This window comes from Noviherbaspirillum saxi (genome assembly GCF_003591035.1).
In the GTDB taxonomy this organism is placed as follows: domain Bacteria; phylum Pseudomonadota; class Gammaproteobacteria; order Burkholderiales; family Burkholderiaceae_D; genus Noviherbaspirillum; species Noviherbaspirillum saxi.
In genome coordinates, this window is sequence record NZ_QYUO01000001.1 from 1,855,187 (window position 1) to 1,873,431 (window position 18,245).

At 58.6% G+C, this 18,245-nt stretch carries 14 protein-coding genes and 1 pseudogene; 6 read left to right on the top strand and 9 right to left on the bottom strand.

All coding sequences use genetic code 11. The features are described from left to right. The first annotated feature begins 20 nt into the window (after window positions 1–20). The 3 genes from D3871_RS08605 to D3871_RS08615 all read left to right on the top strand — a co-directional run bounded on the left by D3871_RS08605 (window position 21) and on the right by D3871_RS08615 (window position 3,219). Window positions 21–1,226: a formylglycine-generating enzyme family protein gene (locus D3871_RS08605; protein WP_119768509.1), complete on the top strand. Its 1,206-nt coding sequence runs from the start codon at window positions 21–23 to the stop codon at window positions 1,224–1,226. A 380-nt stretch (window positions 1,227–1,606) separates the two neighbouring features. Next, window positions 1,607–2,770 carry a hypothetical protein gene (locus D3871_RS08610; RefSeq protein WP_119768510.1) on the top strand — a complete coding sequence of 388 codons (1,164 nt, stop codon included), beginning with the start codon at window positions 1,607–1,609 and terminating at the stop codon, window positions 2,768–2,770. Window positions 2,771–2,781: 11 nt separating this feature from the next. Further along, a complete protein-coding gene (locus D3871_RS08615; RefSeq protein ID WP_233575562.1) occupies window positions 2,782–3,219 on the top strand; it encodes a type 2 periplasmic-binding domain-containing protein in 438 nt (145 codons plus the stop codon). A gap of 66 nt (window positions 3,220–3,285) precedes the next feature. On the opposite strand, the gene D3871_RS29720 is transcribed toward D3871_RS08615, so the two are convergent. Continuing rightward, window positions 3,286–3,558, bottom strand: coding sequence for a hypothetical protein (locus tag D3871_RS29720; protein WP_147376760.1), 273 nt, complete (start codon window positions 3,556–3,558; stop codon window positions 3,286–3,288). A 197-nt stretch (window positions 3,559–3,755) separates the two neighbouring features. On the opposite strand from D3871_RS29720, the pseudogene D3871_RS30770 reads away from it, so the two are divergent. Next, window positions 3,756–3,956 (top strand): annotated as a pseudogene (locus D3871_RS30770) (ISNCY family transposase); the annotation flags it as partial. A 2-nt stretch (window positions 3,957–3,958) separates the two neighbouring features. Here the strand turns inward: D3871_RS30770 and D3871_RS08625 are convergent. The 6 genes from D3871_RS08625 to D3871_RS08650 all read right to left on the bottom strand — a co-directional run bounded on the left by D3871_RS08625 (window position 3,959) and on the right by D3871_RS08650 (window position 11,807). Then, entirely contained in the window at window positions 3,959–4,249 is a 291-nt protein-coding gene (locus D3871_RS08625) for a DUF1330 domain-containing protein (RefSeq protein WP_119768512.1), read from the bottom strand. 216 nt (window positions 4,250–4,465) lie between these two features. Next, entirely contained in the window at window positions 4,466–6,112 is a 1,647-nt protein-coding gene (locus tag D3871_RS08630; RefSeq protein ID WP_119768513.1) for a long-chain-fatty-acid--CoA ligase, read from the bottom strand. Between the two features lie 55 nt (window positions 6,113–6,167). Further along, window positions 6,168–7,256, bottom strand: coding sequence for a CaiB/BaiF CoA transferase family protein (locus tag D3871_RS08635; RefSeq protein WP_119768514.1), 1,089 nt, complete (start codon window positions 7,254–7,256; stop codon window positions 6,168–6,170). A 55-nt stretch (window positions 7,257–7,311) separates the two neighbouring features. Then, window positions 7,312–9,432: a 3-hydroxyacyl-CoA dehydrogenase NAD-binding domain-containing protein gene (locus D3871_RS08640; RefSeq protein ID WP_119768515.1), complete on the bottom strand. Its 2,121-nt coding sequence runs from the start codon at window positions 9,430–9,432 to the stop codon at window positions 7,312–7,314. A gap of 10 nt (window positions 9,433–9,442) precedes the next feature. Next, window positions 9,443–10,648 (bottom strand): acetyl-CoA C-acetyltransferase, encoded by a 1,206-nt coding sequence (locus tag D3871_RS08645; protein WP_119768516.1) that lies wholly within the window; start codon window positions 10,646–10,648, stop codon window positions 9,443–9,445. 22 nt (window positions 10,649–10,670) lie between these two features. After that, complete coding sequence (locus D3871_RS08650; RefSeq protein ID WP_119768517.1) at window positions 10,671–11,807, bottom strand: acyl-CoA dehydrogenase family protein; 1,137 nt, start codon at window positions 11,805–11,807, stop codon at window positions 10,671–10,673. A gap of 302 nt (window positions 11,808–12,109) precedes the next feature. On the opposite strand from D3871_RS08650, the gene D3871_RS08655 reads away from it, so the two are divergent. Next, window positions 12,110–13,129 carry an AraC family transcriptional regulator gene (locus tag D3871_RS08655; RefSeq protein ID WP_158597889.1) on the top strand — a complete coding sequence of 340 codons (1,020 nt, stop codon included), beginning with the start codon at window positions 12,110–12,112 and terminating at the stop codon, window positions 13,127–13,129. Window positions 13,130–13,380: 251 nt separating this feature from the next. Further along, on the top strand, window positions 13,381–15,093 hold the full coding sequence (locus D3871_RS08660) for a cation:proton antiporter domain-containing protein (protein ID WP_119768519.1): 1,713 nt from the start codon (window positions 13,381–13,383) through the stop codon (window positions 15,091–15,093). Here D3871_RS08660 and D3871_RS08665 read toward each other — a convergent pair whose 3' ends face one another. Further along, window positions 15,094–16,221, bottom strand: a complete 1,128-nt coding sequence (locus tag D3871_RS08665; protein WP_119768520.1) for an AI-2E family transporter — start codon at window positions 16,219–16,221, stop codon at window positions 15,094–15,096. Between the two features lie 566 nt (window positions 16,222–16,787). Further along, a complete protein-coding gene (locus D3871_RS08670; protein WP_233575563.1) occupies window positions 16,788–17,231 on the bottom strand; it encodes a DEAD/DEAH box helicase family protein in 444 nt (147 codons plus the stop codon). Window positions 17,232–18,245: the final 1,014 nt, after the last annotated feature.

The window sequence follows — 18,245 nt, forward strand, 5'->3', positions numbered from 1 at the left end:
GCCGCCGCGCGGAGAGATATATGAAACAGAATAGATGCAAGCAAAAGCCGGTGTCCGCGGCAGCGGCCGTGGGGCAGATTCAAAGTCGCCCCCCTTGGTGGCGGCGACGCGCTGTGCTGGCCGGTCTACTTTTCTGCGCTGCCGGAGTTTCAGGTCTAGCCGTTTCAACCTGGCACGCCGGCGCTGGTATGCCCAATCCACCGAGCATCGTGCTTGGCGATGGCGTGTATGGACCGAGAGGGATGGTTCTCGTACCCGCGGGCGAGTTCCTGATGGGCAGCGACCACAAGCTGGCCCAGCTCAATGAGCGGCCCGCCCACAAGGTACGTGTAAACGGCTTCTGGATGGATCAGCACCATGTCACCAATGCCGAGTTCCGCAAGTTTGTCGACGCCACCGGCTATGTCACCACGGCGGAGAAACGGCCCGATTGGGAAACCTTGAAGGTCCAGTTGCCGCCCGGTACGCCGAAACTGCCGGAGAGCGCACTGGCAGCCGGCGCCATGGTGTTCGTCGGCACTGCCGGCCCGGTGTCCTTGCAGGATTACTCCCAATGGTGGCGCTACATTCCGGGAGCCGACTGGCGTCATCCAAACGGCCCGGGCAGTTCCATCGAAGGCAAGGACGAGCATCCGGTGGTGCAGGTTTCCTATGAGGACGTGCAAGCCTATGCAAAGTGGATCGGCAAGCGCCTGCCTACCGAAGCAGAATGGGAATTCGCCGCGCGCGGCGGATTGGAGCAGGCCACCTACGCCTGGGGCGACCAGTTCACGCCTGGCGGCAAACAGATGGCCAATGTCTGGCAAGGCCAACAGGCGCAGGCCTTTCCGGTAGTGAGCGCCAAGGCGGGCGGAGCGCTGGGCACTAGCCCGGTCGGTAGCTTTCCGGCCAATGGTTACGGCCTCTTCGACATGACTGGCAACGCCTGGCAATGGGTCGCCGACTGGTATCGCGCCGATCAGTTCGAGCGTGAAGCACTCGCAAGCCGGGTGATCGACAACCCCGCAGGCCCCGCAGACTCTTGGGATCCGAGCGAGCCCGGTGTTCCGGAGGCCGCGCCGCGCCGCGTTACACGAGGAGGGTCGTTCCTTTGCAACGAAGACTACTGCATGAGCTATCGGCCAAGTGCGCGGCGTGGAACGGACCCGTACAACAGCATGTCCCACTTGGGCTTCCGGCTGGCGATGGATGACAAGCACGGCAGCGCCACAGGATCGGAGCGGTAAGCGTAGAAGAAGTGCGTATGTCGACCACTCGTGAGCAGTCCGTCGCGAAAATATTGATCACGCAAAGGGATTGGTTTTGATCAATCAATTCGACACCATGCTAAAAGAGAGAGGACCGTGATCGGAGGATTAATGCCGGCGTTCGCGCGCGAATGGGGAAGAAAAGCGTAGGCTGCAGCTGCCACGAAGCCGGCAGTACCCCTACCACCAAGAACAGTTGCTTCTTGGCGCGAACAGGTTTGATATATAGGGAATCGCGCTTGCGTGGAGGACGATAAAATCGCACAACGAGGCAAGTTGGAAATGCGCGGCGTGCTGCTGCGTTGGAAAACGAGTCTGTTGTTCCGAAGTAATCAGCATGATTTCGGAAGGCACTGCAGATGCGAAAACGAACAACGTATTGGCGTGAGAAGTGTATCTCGCCCGACAAGCCCGGGGATCGCACATGGATGCGTGTGCTGTTAATTTGCGGGTTGCTGATCCAGACACCCGGCCATTGTGCGGAGCCGCAGGAGCGGGGCTATGCGATCACAATACGGGGATTCGGCACCTTGGGCGCGGCCCACTCGTCTCTACGTGATGCTGATTATGTTGCAAGTCCTGTTCAACCCAGCGGTACAGGGTTTTCCAGAGACTGGGCGCCCGGGGTGGACAGCAAGCTCGGACTTCAAGTCAACGCCGACATCAGCGAACGTCTCGAAGCGGTCTTCCAAGTCGTCAGCCGGCACCAAGTCGATGCGGGTTATTCACCTCGGGTAGAGTGGGCCAACCTCTCCTACCAAATCACCCCGGATCTGCGCGTTCGCGGCGGACGTATCGTACTTCCGGCTTTTATGGTGTCCGAGTCCCGTCTCGTCGGGCTTGCCAACTTCTGGTTGCGGCCGCCAATCGAAAGCTACAGCCTTATTCCGTTTACCAACTCGGATGGTGTTGATGTCTTTATCAGGTCACGAGTGGGCGACGCAACCAATGCACTTCAGCTCCTTTACGGCAACGTGAAAATCAAAGGCGTTTCCGCCACCGCAACGGGCACGCAGCAGATCAGAAGCGAGGCCCGTGGCATGACCGGAATTGCAAATACGATTGACTGGAACGGCTGGACGTTGCGCGGAGCCGCATTGGCTTCTCGCCTTCCAGCGTCCGACGGCAGGCTAAGATTTTTTAACTTGGGTGTTTCCTATGATCCGGGCAACTGGTTCGTCCAGGCTGAATGGAGCAAGCTCATGATCCCTAACCTTTCGCGGATAACGAAGGCTGCCTATGTCTCGGTCGGAATGCGGGCAGGGATGTTGACTCCGTACATTATTTATTCGACTGCTAGACCGGGCGATCCGGAACCCTCAGCGATCGCCAATGACCAGCGTGCTATTTCGGCCGGTGTGCGGTGGGACTTTGCAAAGAATGCGGCGCTGAAGCTGCAGCTTGACGATGTGCAGGTACGAGAAAGGGCAGGAGGCAACGGGTATTTCATCAATATTCAACCCGGATTCTCGCCCGGAAGCGCGTCTAAAGTCGTCAGCATTGTCCTGGATTTTGCGTTTTAGCGGGGAACGGGATGAAAGCGGCTAACATGTTTGTAGGGGGATGGATCATTGCTGCGGGATTAATGCCTGCCGCATGCTCCGGTGCGGCCGAAATTGCCGTCATCGTCTCCAGCAAGAGCCCCGTTAGCAGCATCACGCCCAATCAGGTGGCAGATATCTTCCTTGCGCGGATTGCCACATTTCCGACCGGCGCGCGTGCAGTGCCGATTGACCAGCCCGAAGGGTCGCCAGTGCGTGACGAGTTCTACGAGAAGACCGCGCGCAAAAGCGTCACGCAGCTCAGGGCATATTGGTTAAATCTAATATTTACCGGCAAGGGGGAACCGCCTGTCGTAGCCGCTGACGGCGAGGCCGTCAAGCGCGCGGTAGTGAACAATCCAAATGCAGTCGGCTATATCCGCACGGACCTCCTCGACGACTCTGTGAAAATGCTATTGCTTTTGCCTTAGGGCGATGCGAGGGCCAGCATTGTCACCCGAGTTCGCTCAAACCCGTTAAATTAGGTTCTTCGCGGATTAACGTGGAGCAAGCAAAAACAAGGAGGGCAGTGAAACGTCGATAAACTGGTTATGCGACCAATTAGTAAATGACGAAACACTGGCCTCATGACCGATCACTGGTTTAGTCAGCCATAGCATGGTTGTATTTAAACGTGGGTCTTCTTGGAACGCCTCTGATGATCCATCCAAGCCATTCAGGCTTGTGGAGATCATTGAGAACGTCTTCAATTGACTGGTTGTTTTCTCTGGCCAGTTGTTCCAACTTTTTCTTTTCTTCTGCCAGCCCAATTCGCATTCCACCTACCATTGTTGTATGGCGTAGGGCACGACGCAGAACGCGCACAATATTTTACATAACGCGAATTAGGTATCTTTTATATGTGGCAGCCATTTTAAAATGTCTAAATCTAGCCATATTCAAATGTCCATATGAATAGGTTCATGCTGAAGGCTCCGTAATGATTGAGGAGTCGGATCATGGCTGTTTTGGACCGACAGTCGCTTGCGAGAAGCTGCGGGAATGCCATGGCATCGTGTTGGCCAAGGAAACGATCCGCAAACTAATGTTTGACGCGGGTTTGTGGCTACCGCGTAAATTAAGGTCGCCGGCTATTTATCAACCACGTAACCGCCGGCATTGCCTCGGCGAACTGATCCAGATCGATGGTAGTGAGCATGCCTGGTTCTCCTAGCCCAGACCTCCCACCAGCCAGGACACCGTATCGGCGCCAGCGTGGCGATCCTTCGAAATTTCCAGGTACTCAGGCGCGTCCATGAACCGGCGCGCTGACGTCTCGTCCGAGAACGACATGAGCACCACCTTCTCCCGATCCGACTGGCCCTCCAGGAGGATCGGTTGTTCATCCGCCGCGAGCAGACGCCCGTCGAACTTGCGGAACACATCCATAAAGCGCGCCTGGTAGCGCTCATAGGCGGCGCGGTTGGTGAACTTCAACTGCGCCAGGATGTAGGTGGTCATATTGGGGTCGTCTCAGAACGGAAAAATCATATTACAAGGGCTTCCCTAAGAGCCAAGCAAAATCGGCATTGGAAGTAATTAGCATACAAATGCCATCGGTAGCCTTGCATATTAATTACTTCCACTCGTAAGAGACGAATTTACCCAAATATGGGAAACAAACATTACCCGACGTCCCACGGACGTTGCCGCGAGGCGCGCCGGCGCGTTCAAACATCATCCCGGCAGCTGATAGTCCTTGAATTTCTGCCGCAATCCGAGCTTGTAGATCTTGCCGGTGGCCGTCATCGGCAAGGCATCGACGAACACGACGTCATCCGGCGTCCACCATTTGGCAATCTTGCCGTCGAGGTAGGCCAGCACGGCGGCCTTGTCGACCTCGGCGCCCGGCTTTTTCACGCAGACCAGCAGCGGCCGTTCCTGCCACTTCGGATGCGGAAGCGCGATCACCGCCGCCATCGCTACGCCGGGGCATCCGACCGCGGTATTCTCGAGATCAATCGACGAAATCCATTCGCCGCCGGACTTGATGACGTCCTTCGAGCGGTCGACCAGACAGATGTACCCGTCCTCATCGATGGTGGAAATATCTCCGGTGTCGAAGAAACCTTCCGCATCGAGCAAATCATTGCTTTCGCTTTTGAAGTAGCGATCGACGATCCACGGTCCGCTGACCATCAAGCGGCCGCTAGCCTTGCCGTCGTGCGGCAGCCGGCGGCCTTCCTCGTCGACGATCTTGAGCTGTACGCCATACACGGCGCGGCCCTGCTTCATTTGGACGTCGTAGCGCTGCGCCGCCGGCAGAGCGGCGTGCTTGGGCAGCAGGCGGCAGACCACGCCGAGCGGGCTCATTTCGGTCATGCCCCACGCATGCAGCAGAAAGGTGCCAAAGTCGCGGTCAAAGCGTTCGATCATCACGCGCGGCGCGGCCGAACCGCCAACCACTGCATCCTTCAGGCACAGGTCTTCACGCGGCTTCAAACCGTTGGCATCGACATGCTGGAACAGCATCTGCCAGACCGTCGGCACGCCGGCAGCCAGCGTGACGCGCTCATCGCGCAGCAAGTCGTAGATGCTCTTGCCGTCCAGGTGCGGGCCGGGCAGCACCAGCTTGGCGCCGGTCATCGCCGCCGCATACGGCAGGCCCCATGCGTTGACGTGAAACAGTGGCACCACCAGCAGGATCGTCGAGTCGGCCGACACCCCGAGGGAGTCGGGCAGGCTGACGACGCAGTTATGCACAATCGTCGAGCGGTGCGAATACAGCACGCCTTTCGGATTGCCGGTCGTGCCCGAGGTGTAGCACAGCGTCGATGCAGAACGCTCATCGAATTGCGGCCAGGTGAATGAAGGATCGGCCGGTGTATCAGCGAACAGGGTTTCGTAGCCGCTGAAATCACGAATGTCCGGCGCAGCCTTGACTACCGAATCCTGATTTGCGAGCGCGTAGAAACGCTTGACCGTCGGGAAGCGAGATTGCAGCTTTTCGACCAGCGGCGCGAATGGCAGGTCGAAGAACAGCATTTCGTCTTCCGCATGGTTGACAATGTATTCAAGATGTTCTGGCGACAGGCGCGGATTGATCGTGTGCAGGACAGCACCGATTCCCATCACGGCGAAATACAGTTCGAGATGGCGATAGGTATTCGTCGCCAGCGTCGCCACCATGCTGCCCTGCTTGATGCCCTGCTTTTGCAAGGCGATCGCAAGGCGGCGCGAACGCTCGCCGAGTTCGCGCCAGTTGCAGCGGTGGATCGGTCCTTCGATCGTCTTGGTGACGATTTCGACATTCGGATGGAAACGTTCCGCGTGCTCGAGCAGCGATGAAATCAGCAGCGGTTTGTCCTGCATTTGGCCTAGCATGTTGTCTCCTGTCTTAGTAAAAAATGTACGGTCTTGGTGAGATTCGCATCAGGCTCTATCGGCTTGATTTCGTGTTCTCTTCCAATACTTGCTGCGTATGCTCGCCGACTTTCGGGACCGGCCGTGTTGCAGCCGCCGGCGAGCTTGAAAAGCGCGGGGCCGGATTGGCCTGCAGCAGGCCGCCCTCCTCGCTGTAGATTTTCCGTTGTGCGATATGCGGATGGCGCGCCGCTTCCGACGGCGCGAGCACCGGCGCGAAGCAGGCGTCGCTGCCTTCGAGCAGCGCGCACCATTCTTCGCGCGATTTGGTCGCGAACAATTCGGCCAGTTGCTGCTTCTGCTGCGGCCATTGCGCTGTCTTGTTCTGACTAGCAAAACGCGGATCGTTTTGCAGGCCGAGTTTTTCCAGCAGCAGCCGGTAGAACTTCGGCTCCAGCGCACCGACCGTAATGTCGCGCCCGTCGGCGCAGCGGTAGGTGGTATACCAGTGCGGGCCGTCGAGCAGCGACGTGCCGCGCTGCTCGCTGCCCAGGCCGCCACCGATCAGATCCAGCATCAGGTTCATCAGGTGCGCCGAGCCATCGACGATCGCGGCATCGACCACCTGCCCTTGCCCGCTGCTGCGCGCGTTCAGGATGCCGGCCAGGATGCCGACCGCGAGATACAGTGCGCCGCCACCCAGGTCGCCCACCAATGTCGGCGGCGCCACCGGCGGCTGCCCCGCTTCGCTGGCATACCAGAGCGCGCCCGACAGCGCGATGTAGTTGGTGTCATGGCCGGCTGCCTGCGCCAGCGGGCCGTCCTGGCCCCAGCCGGTCATGCGTCCGTACACGAGGCGCGGGTTGCGCGACAGGCACACGTCGGGACCGAGACCAAGGCGCTCCATCACGCCGGGGCGCATGCCTTCGATCAGCGCGTCGGCGCTCTCGATCAGGCGCAGCACGGTTTCGATTGACTCAGGCGATTTCAGGTCGAGCGCGACCGAGCGCTTGCCGCGTCGCGTGATCGCCGCCGGCAAGTCGCCGCCGCCCGGTCGCTCGATGACGATGACGTCGGCGCCGAGGTCGGCCAGCAGCATGCCGCAGAACGGGCCGGGGCCGATGCCGGCGAGTTCGATGATTTTTATGCCTTTGAGTACGGTCATGGGAATACTTTCATTTCTTGAGGATTCCTTCCCCTTGAGAGGGAAGGAATTCCTTTTATTTATAAAACGCCTCGCCCTCCTCCGCCATCGCCTTCAGCAGGGCCGGGGCCGCGAAACGCGCGCCGTACTGCTTAGCCAGGCGCTCGCACTGTCCGACGAACTGCTTGACGCCGACCGTATGCACCCATGAAAGCGGCCCGCCGCGAAAGGCCGGGAAGCCCCAGGCGAGAATCGCGCCGACGTCGGCGTCGCGCGCCGTCGTCAGCACGCCTTCCTCCATGCAGCGCACGGTCTCAACCGCCTGCACCGCGACCAGGCGCTCGATCAGCTGCCGCACGTCAGGTTGCGTTGCAACGAGCGGAAAGAGTTCGCACAGGCCATGCCACAGCTGCTTCTTACCGCCCTGTGGATAGTCGTAGTATCCCTTGCCCGCTTTCTTGCCAATGCGACCCAGCTCCACCATCTGCGCCGCCACTTCATGGCCGGGGCGCGGCTGGTAAGCGGTACCGAGGTCGGCGCGGGTCTGCTTGTCGATTTTGTAGATCAGCTCGCTCGACACTTCGTCGGTCAGCGCGAGGGGCCCGACCGGCATGCCAGCCATCAGGCCCGCGTTCTCGATTAGGGCCGGCGCGATGCCTTCCTTCAGCATCGCCAGACCTTCCAGCACGTAGGTCGAAAACACGCGGCTGGTGTAGAAGCCGCGCGAATCGTTGACCACGATAGGCGTCATGCCCAGCGTCTTTACCAGGTCGAGCGAACGCGCCAGCGTTTCCTTGCTGGTTTGCTTGCCGACGATGACTTCGACCAGCGGCATCTTGTCCACCGGCGAGAAGAAATGCAGGCCGATGAAATTGGCCGGCCGCGCGCTCGCTTCGGCCAGACCCGTGATCGGCAGCGTCGATGTGTTGGACGCGAAGATCGCGTCGGCGGCCAGCACCGCTTCGCTCTTCTTGGTGACGTCAGCCTTGATCGCACGATCTTCAAACACCGCTTCGATCACGATCTCGGCGCCGTGCAGCAGCGCATAGTCGGTGGTCGGTGTAATGCGGTCGAGCAGTGCCTTCGCCTTGTCCTGCGCGAGCTGGCCGCGTTCGACCTGTTTGGTCACGAGCGCCTGCGAATATGCCTTGCCCTTGTCGGCCGCTTCCTGCGCCATGTCGATCAGCACCACCTGCAGGCCGGCCTTGGCAGCGACGTAGGCGACGCCTGCGCCCATCATGCCGGCGCCGAGCACGCCGATCTTGCTATAGCGCTGCACCGGCACGCCGGCTGGACGCGATGCCAGCTTGTTGGCTTCGCCCATGCTGAAGAACAGCGTGCGGATCATGTTCTTCGCTTCCGGCGTCATCACCGTTTCCACGAAGTAGCGTGCCTCGGTTTGCAAACCGGTGTCGATGTCGGTGATCAGACCTTCATACACGCAGGACAGGATGTTGGCCGGGGCAGGATAATTGCCAAAGGTCTTGGCGCGCAGCATCGCGTTGCTGGCCATGAAGACCTGCTGCACCGTCGGGGATGCCACTGCTCCGCCCGGAATCTTGTAACCCTTGATATCCCATGGCTGCTGCTTTTTCTCCTGTTGCGCCAACAGCCATTCGCGCGCCACCTGTACTTCGGTACCAGGCGCAACCACGGCGTCGAGGATGCCGAGCTTCAATGCATCGGCGGCTTTCAGGCGCTTGCCTTCGAGTAGCAACGGCAGCGCTTTCTGGATGCCGATCAGGCGCGGCAGGCGTTGCGTGCCGCCGCCGCCCGGCAGCAGGCCGAGCGTGACTTCGGGCAGGCCGATGCGCGCTTTCGGATTGTCGGCGGCGACGCGGTAATGGCCGGCCAGCGCAATTTCGAGTCCGCCGCCCAGCGTCATGCCGGGCAGCGCCATCGCGACCGGTTTGCCGCAGGTTTCGAGTTTGCGCAGCGCGCGGTGCAGGCGCATCACGCGCTCGAACAGTTCGTCGGCTTCATTGGCCGACAACAGCCATTCGAGATCGCCGCCGGCGATAAAATCAGGCTTGGCGGAAGTCATCAGGATGCCCTTGACCGCATCATCGGATGCAGCGCGATCGATCGCGGCAAACAACGCTTCGCAGCTTTCGCCATTGAGGACATTCTGGCTGCGGCCCGGCATGTCCCAGGTCAGTGTCGCGATCCCTTGCGCGTCGAGTGTGAAAGCAATCATGTCGGTCCCCTTAAATACGTTCGATGATGGTGGCAGTGCCCATGCCGGCACCGACGCACAGAGTGGCGAGGCCGGTGGCGACATTGCGCCTTTCCATCTCGTCGAGCAGGATGCCGAGGATCATCGCGCCGGTTGCACCGAGCGGATGGCCCATCGCAATCGAGCCGCCGTTGACATTGATCTTGTCGTGCGGGATGGCCAGCACTTCCATGAAGCGCAGCACGACCGAAGCGAACGCTTCGTTCAACTCCCACAGGTCGATGTCGGACACCGACATGCCGGCGCGCTTCAAGGCTTTTTCAGCGGCGTAGCTGGGGCCGGTCAGCATGATCGACGGTTCCGAGCCGATCGATGCGAATGAACGTATGCGCGCACGCGGCTTGATGCCGGTACGTTCGCCGGCCGCGCGGTTGCCGATCAAGACAGCGGCGGCGCCGTCGACGATGCCGGAGCTGTTACCGGCATGGTGGACATGCTGCATCTGTTCGATCCGCGGATAACGCTGCTTGATCACCGCATCGAAGCCGAACTGCTCGCCCATGTCGGCGAACGAAGGCTTCAACTGGCCGAGCGATTCGAGCGTGGTTTGCGGACGCATCAGTTCATCGCGGTCGAGGATAGTCAGGCCGTTGCGGTCCAGCACCGGCACCACCGTCTTCGAGAAATAGCCGGCGTCCCATGCACGCTTCGCGCGCTGCTGGCTTTCGACCGCATACGCATCGGCGTCGCGGCGGCTGTAGCCCCAGATGGTCGCAATCGCATCAGCCGACACGCCTTGCGGCACAAAATAGCGCTTGAACGCGCTCTGCGGATCGACCGGCCAGGCGCCGCCACTGGAACCCATCGGCACGCGCGACATCGCTTCGACGCCACCGCCGACCACCAGGTCGGACTGGCCCGACATCACTTGTGCGGCTGCCATGTTGCAGGCTTCCAGGCCGGAAGCGCAGAAACGGTTGATCTGCACGCCAGCCACGCTTTCCGCATAGTCGGCAGCCAGCGCCGCGACGCGACCGATGCACGCGCCCTGTTCGCCGACCGGCTCGACGCAACCGAGCACGACATCGTCGATCAGTCCGGTATCGAGATCGTTGCGCGTGCCGAGCGCACGCAACGCGGTTTCGGCCAGACGCAGCGGCGTCACGCCGTGCAGCGAACCGTCTTTCTTGCCCTTGCCGCGCGGCGTGCGGACGGCGTCATAGATATAGGCTTCCATTCGTTTTTCCTCTCGTGTTCTCTTACAGATTACGGCTGATCAGTTCTTTCATGATCTCGTTGGTGCCGCCATAGATGCGCTGCACCCGCGCATCGGCCCACGCGCGTGTGATCGGGTATTCCCACATGTAGCCGTACCCTCCGTGCAACTGCACGCAGCGATCGAGCGCGCGGAATTGCATCTCGGTGGTCCAGTACTTGGCCATCGACGCGGTCGCCGCATCCAGCTTGTTTTCCAGCAGCAGTTGCAGGCAGCGATCGACGAACACGCGGCCCAGTTCCAGTTCGGTCCTGATCTCGGCCAGCGCGTGCGCCACCGTTTGAAACTCGCTGACCGGGCGCTTGAACGCCTTGCGGTCGCGCGTGTAGGCGACCGTCCAGTCCAGGCCGGCCTCGACAGCGGCGATCGCGGTGACCGAAATCTGCAGCCGCTCCCACGGCAGTTCCGACATCAGGTATTTGAAGCCCTGCCCTTCTTCACCGAGCAGGTTGGCTGTCGGCACGCGCACGTTGTCGAAGAACAGCTCGGCCGTGTCCTGCGCTTTCATGCCGGCTTTCTTCAAGCGCTTGCCCTTGGAGAAGCCCGGCATCGAGGTATCGACCACGAACAGGCTGATGCCTTTCGAACCGGCTTCGGGATCGGTCTTGGCGACCACGATCACGAGGTCGGCGTGCCAACCGTTGGTAATGAAGGTCTTGGAGCCGTTCAGGATGTAGTGGTCACCGTTGCGTACCGCAGTCGCCTTGACGCCCTGCAGGTCGGAGCCGGCGCCCGGTTCGGTCATCGCTATCGCACCGATCATCTCACCCGTCGCCATCTTCGGCAGGTAGGTCGATTTCAGGTATTCGCTGCCGTAATGCAGGATGTAGGGCGCGACGATTTCCGAGTGCAGGCCGAAGCCGAGACCGGAGCAGCCAATGCGCGCCTGCTCCTCCATCAACACTACGCTGTACAACTTGTCGCCGCCTGCGCCGCCGTACTGATCGGGCATGCTGGCGCACAGAAAACCGGCCGCGCCGGCCTTGTGCCATACCTCGCGGTCGACATAGCCCTGCTCTTCCCATCGCTCGTTGTGCGGCGCGACTTCGGTTTCCATGAAGCGGCGCGCGGCTTCGCGCAGCATCTCGTGTTCTTCGGTAAATAGAGTGCGGGGGATCATGCAACTTTCTCCTGTCGTGTCATCGAAAGAGGGAGGCGCGATGTTGTCGAACATGCCAAACATTTCCCTCACCTTGGCAAACTATTGCGAATGAGAGACATCATCCCCAAGCATTCATTTATTGCCAAATCCGCCTGCATCGTGCCTCGCCTCAAACATCGTCCTGCGGATGTTTCTTCGCCTTCAAATCATTGAAGCAGCAGGTATTTTGTCCCTTTACCTCTAAAAACGTGATAGCGTAAGTTGCCATTGTTATTGCATAAACTGCCATGCCCACTAAATCAAGTGCGATTACGGTTCCTATGCGCGCCGCCCTCGGTCTGATCGGTCCGGCAACGGCGCGGGGAATAGCGCCCGACGAACTCTTGAGTCGGGCCTCGATCGACCGAGGCCTGCTTGACGTCCCAAGAGCCCGTCTCAGCCTCAAGCAGTTTTCCAGGCTCTTCGCCGCGATCGTTAACGCGCTGGAGGATGAAGCACTCGGCCTTCATAGCGAACCGACGCGGCCAGGTTCGGTGGAGATGCTCTGTCGTACCGGCGTTACCACGTCGACCTTTGCCGACTGCGCGCAGGTCATCGCCAGGGGATGCAATGCCGTGCTTCGCGGCTTCAAAGTGGACTGCATCGCCGAGGATGGGGAGCTTCAAATCACACTCCGGGAACGCGGGGGAGATCCTGAAAAAGGCCTGTTGGCGTACGAAGTTCCCTTGCTGACGATCTACGCCATCATGTCCTGGCTCGTCGGACGGCGGCTGCCCCTGGTTTGCGCCGACTTTCCCTGCCCGCCTCCCCGCCATCGGTTTGAATTGCGATCCTTGCTGGCGGGAACAATACGATTCAATCAGCCACACGCCGCCTTGCGATTCACGGAGCAGGCCAACAGCCTCCATATCGTCCGCAACGCCGAAGAAATCCCCAGGTTCATCCGGCGAGCGCCTGCCAGCTTCATCGACACCTTGCTGGTGAGAGACTCTCTTGCATCTGAAGTCAGGCGCGTGCTTCAGCAGGCCCTGCCCTCGCTCTTGTCGTTGCCGCAGGTCGCCGAACGCCTCGCGGTGTCACCGCGAACCTTGCATCGCAAGCTGGAAGCCGGGGGAGCAAGCTTTCAGCGGATCAAGGATGATCTGCGTCGCGACATGGCGCTTCATTTGCTGACCCGTGGGACAACCCCGCTCAAGCAGATAGCGACGCATCTCGGCTTTTCAGACCCATCAACGTTTCAGCGGGCTTTTGCGCAATGGACCGGTCTTTCACCGGGTGAATATCGCAGGCGCACTCAACCGCGAACGGCAGAAAAAGGACATGAGGGTGGCGTCTGCTGAAAGTCGCGAGATGCAAGCCGCTCTAACGTTCATTGGTTCATTGCGCGGTGCGCCACTCCAAAAGATGAAAGACACTACGAGGTTGCAGTCCCACCAATCAGGTGCGAAAACAGCCCAAGCTGCGCAACGCTGCACGATTTTCCGTGCATGCAAACGCATTCATATGTCCCTCAAATTGTCATCCATGAATTCTCTGTAAAATCACCGTTCCATTCATACAACCCGCCAACTGTTCGGAGGACCTGCCCCTAATGCCACATAACGTCAGCCTGATTACCACGATTGCAGCCGCGCTCGGCTTTGGCCTGATATTCGGGTTGATTGCCGTACGCATGAAACTTCCGGCGCTGGTCGGTTATCTGGCAGCCGGCGTTGTGATCGGCCCGGCGACGCCCGGATTCGTAGCGGACGTCGACTTAGCCAGCCAATTGGCGGAGATTGGCGTCATGCTGTTGATGTTTGGCGTCGGTCTGCATTTTTCGGTGGATGACTTGCTGCGAGTCCGGCGCATTGCCGTGCCCGGCGCCATACTCCAAATTGTTGTGGCAACCGCCATGGGCGTGGGCCTGGCTCAGCTTTGGGGCTGGAGCGTCGGCGCCGGGCTGGTATTCGGGCTTGCCTTATCTGTCGCGAGCACCGTGGTGCTGTTGCGCGCATTGGAAGACCGCGGCATTCTTGATTCGATCAATGGACAGATCGCCGTGGGATGGTTGGTGGTCGAGGACCTGGTTACCGTACTGGTTCTGGTGCTATTGCCCGCGCTGTCTGGCTGGCTGGGCGGCACCGGCGGACAAAGCGGCGATGCGCTCTGGAAAACCCTCGCGTTCACGTTCGGTCAGGTGGCCGCCTTTGTGATTTTCATGCTGGTGGTCGGACGCAAGCTTTTCCCCTGGCTGCTCTGGCGCGTGGCAAGGACCGGCTCCCGCGAACTCTTCACGCTTTGCGTGATTGCGGCAGCGGTCGGTATTGCATACGGCTCGTCCAAGGTGTTTGGCGTCTCGTTTGCGCTCGGGGCATTTTTTGCCGGCATGGTTCTGCGCGAGTCTGAGTTGAGCCACCGGGCCGCCGAAGAATCGCTTCCGCTGCGAGATGCGTTCTCCGTACTGTTCTTCGTGTCAGTCGGCATGCTGTTCGACCCGCGCGTGCTGGTGGAGAGTCCATTGCAGATACTGGCAGTCGTTGCCGTGATCATTTTCGGAAAATCGCTGGCGGCATTCGTGCTGGTGCTGTTGCTGCGATATCCGCTGAACACGGCGCTAACCGTATCGGCCAGCCTTGCACAGATCGGTGAATTCTCATTCATCTTGGCTGGTCTGGGCATGTCTCTGGAATTACTACCGGTCGACGGCCAAAACTTCATTCTCGCGGGTGCGATCATCTCGATTGCATTGAATCCACTGGTTTTCAAGGCTGTGGAGCCTTTGCAAGCCTGGATACGCTCGAAATCGGACCTGGCGCGCCGGCTGGAACGGCCTGACGATCCGCTCGCCGAGTTGCCGATGACCACTGACCAAAGCAAGCTGAGCGGACAAGTCGTGCTCGTGGGATACGGCCGTGTGGGTCGCCAGATTGCCCAGGAGTTAACGCACCGCGGCGTCCATTTTGTCGTCGCCGAACAAAATCGGTCGCTGGTCGAAGAACTTCGTGCACAAGGGGCCGCCGCCGTGGCCGGCGACGCTGCGGAGCCGGCGGTTTTGATCCAAGCGCACATCGCTAGAGCGTCCATGCTGGTGGTAGCCACACCCGACACCTTCGGCGTGCGCGCGATGATTGAAACCGCCAAAGCGCTCAATCCTTCCATTCACACCGTGGTCCGGACCCATAGCGAAAGCGAAGCGGTCCTGCTGCAGCAGGAAAAAGCGAACAAGGTATTTCGCGGTGAATACGAGCTTGCGATGAACATGTCGCATTACATCCTGAGCAGCCTGGAGAAAGAAGAACAGGCGCATTCATCGCATCAATAGTCAATGCTCGCTGGGCGTCTTCACCTGATCGCCCAGCACATCCTGGACATACAGCATCGTAACGAGCACGGCAAGCGCTGCGGTCAGCGGCGTTGCCAACGCGACGCCTGCCAAGCCGAATAGCGCTCCCATCAATACCTGCATGACTATCGTCAGTGCCGGCGGTAGCGAGACGGTTTGCCGCTCGATCAAAGGCGTCAACAAATAGCCTTCGGCGATTTGTACCGCGAGAAAGAAAAGCGCGACATAAAGCGCCAGCGTGGGGCTTTCCGAAAATGCGATCAGCACTGCCGGACCGCCGGCAAGAATGGGACCGAGATAAGGAATGAAGTCGAGCAAACCGGCAATGATTCCCAGCACCAGCGCCAGCGGAACGCCAAGCAGGCTAAGTCCCAGTGCCGTGACGATGCCGACAACCACCATGGTCACGAATTTTCCGACCAGCCACTGACCAAGCGTACGGCCGAGTTCGGCAATGACTTCGCGTGCACGCTGCCGCTTTCTACGCGGCATGAGAGTGACGATCCCGTCGATATAGATATGCGGCTGCGCCGCGAAATACGTTCCCACAAAAGCAATGATGGCGAAGTTGCCGACCGCGCCCAGCACACCGGTGAAAAGTACGCCTACCTGCGAAAGTATCTTTGTTGCCCGAGACATCAACTCTTGCGTCGACGGCAAGGCCGCCACCAGGTCTCGCAGTAATTCGCGCTGCTCGGCCGCCGCGCGCAGTCTATCAATTGCATGTGGAATGGTAGATGTCAGATCACCTACCTGCTGCGTGATCTGCGGTGCCATGAGCCATCCAGCCAGGCCAAGCAGGCCGAAAAGCAGAAAAACCACCAATCCCAGCGCCAGTCCATGCGACAAATGCAGCCCCTGCCTTACCCGCTCACTGAGGTCGTACAGAAGAACGGCAAAGAGAACACAGGCAAATACCAGCAGGAGAACATGCGCGGTCAGCCATATAAAGCCCGCGGCAATTACGAACAGCAGACCTACGCCATAGAACAGTACCGCATGATGCAGGAAGTTGCGTTCTTCCCTTGTGCCCGTGCCATGCTTCGCTCTTGTCGCCGGCAGCGTGCTCCGGTTGGCTTCATCATGATTGTCGTGATTGTCGTCCATGGCTTAATGCATTAATGCTGCCGGACAAGGAGCGGAGGCTCCATTGATCTGAACGACAAGCGCTAAAAAATGTAGTTTTTTCATTTTTATTGCAAAGTGGAGGATTGATTACCGGAAATGAACGTCGTATTCCTTCGTATTCCCTCATGCTGATCAACATTCATTGCGAAATAGTGCATTATTCCAATGACACGCATCCATGTTTCGCAAAATACATGCCGGGATGAAAAGCCTTCGTTGAAGGTTCTGTACGAGACTTTTTATCGAGACACCTTCGTCACAAAAGCAAAAGGCCGGTATTTCCAGATGAAATACCGGCCTTTTCCAAGAGCCCTGCCAATGCACTCATGCCAATCCTGACGCAGAACTTAAAATGGAATCGCATCATCCACAAAGTCATATCGAGTCGGATGAGTATCGCTTGCCGCGGCATTTTCCCGCGCCTCGGGAGTGTCAGTTCCGGATGACGTGGGCTCATGCTCGCTGGCATGTGGTCGCGCCCCCAGCATGCGCATGTCGTCGGCTACGATTTCAACCGCCATACGTTCAACGTCATCCGTTCCAATTCATTTGCGCGTCTGCAGACGGCCCTCTCTGCTCCATGCATGCGCGAGACTGTCGATGATGATGGTCGACACACCGATATCTTCCAGCGCATGAATCGCCTCGATGTAGCGTGCGGGTGTATAGGGTGGCGCCAGCGACAATACGTCATATCCTTCGGGCAGCAAGTCTGCGTACAGGTCACCTCTGCCGTGCTCGGTGTCGATCATGCCGATGCGTCCGCCGAGGCCTCCTGCGATCTGCAGCGCCGCATAGGTTTTGCCGCTGCCTGCAGGTCCGGACATGCCAAGACGGAGTTTTGCGCGACGCTTGGTAGCACGGTGAATTTCAAAGGTAGCCGTGATATGTCGTGTCCTTTCTCGTTTCTCATCTTCAAACTGCTCTTGACGGCCGATCTGCTCATACCACTGCAAGCCGCCATCATCCATATCAACTTGGCAATCCATTCAGGTATCCCCCATCGTTAATTCCCGTGTCCGGCGACGCTTCTTGTCGCCTTTTCCGAGGCGGTTCCATCAAATGCTGCGCCTCCTTGCCATGCCTTTTCAATACAGGTTCTTGATCTTTCCTGATTCAAGCAGGATGGATTCGTCTAGGTGCTTGCTGCGATCATCGGGATCGCCCAGCAGTTGATCCGCATGCGTGGCGCCTTTTGCTCAACAACATTCGTTAGCGTTTTAAAAGTTGGCAGTTCAGTCTGTACAGTTCAACTCGCCTTTCGCGCGACACGGCCCGGTATTGAATCGCAGCCATGTCGTTCAAGGCAGGACGACACTCGTCCATGTGCTCGGCAAATAAAGCGGCGTGATGAATGCTTCTGGCACGAAGTCCTCAATAGGCAAACGAACGACTCAAGGTACCGAATGATTACAGGGATTGGAAAAGGACCGGTTAAGCACGCCGGTCGACAAAAATGAAGACTTGCTTATCGAAGCGATCCGCGTGCCTTACCAAGCATTACTGACTTAGGTGCATAACAAAACACAATTATGTTTAGCCACAGTCATTCAGTTTAATTCATGCATTCATGCGACCATGCAGCCCGCTTTTCCAAGATACCATTTGCTGTATATATGTACAGTATATATTACTCAGTCCTGAGCTCCTGCACAACAAAAATATGGCAGTTTTAATCGAAATCTTCAGATGAAGGCCATCGTGCAACATATTGAAAACAAACATATTTGTCCGCAAGAAAAGCGGCAGTTAGCGGTCCGGTGCCATGCCGTTTCATATGGGCGAGCAGTGGCAGATTTCAGGTAACTCATGCTCGTTTTTCCAGCAAATCTTGGTGACTTACCAAATGAAAATTTTCCATTAATTCATGGTCGCTTTAATACGGCAATGTTTTAAGCAGACGCATTAATGGCAAGTGATCAGAGCCAGCTTGATGGTGTCCCAATGGATCGGATTGGCAAAAAAAAACCCTCTGGTGTTAGCAGAGGGCTCAATACAACCTT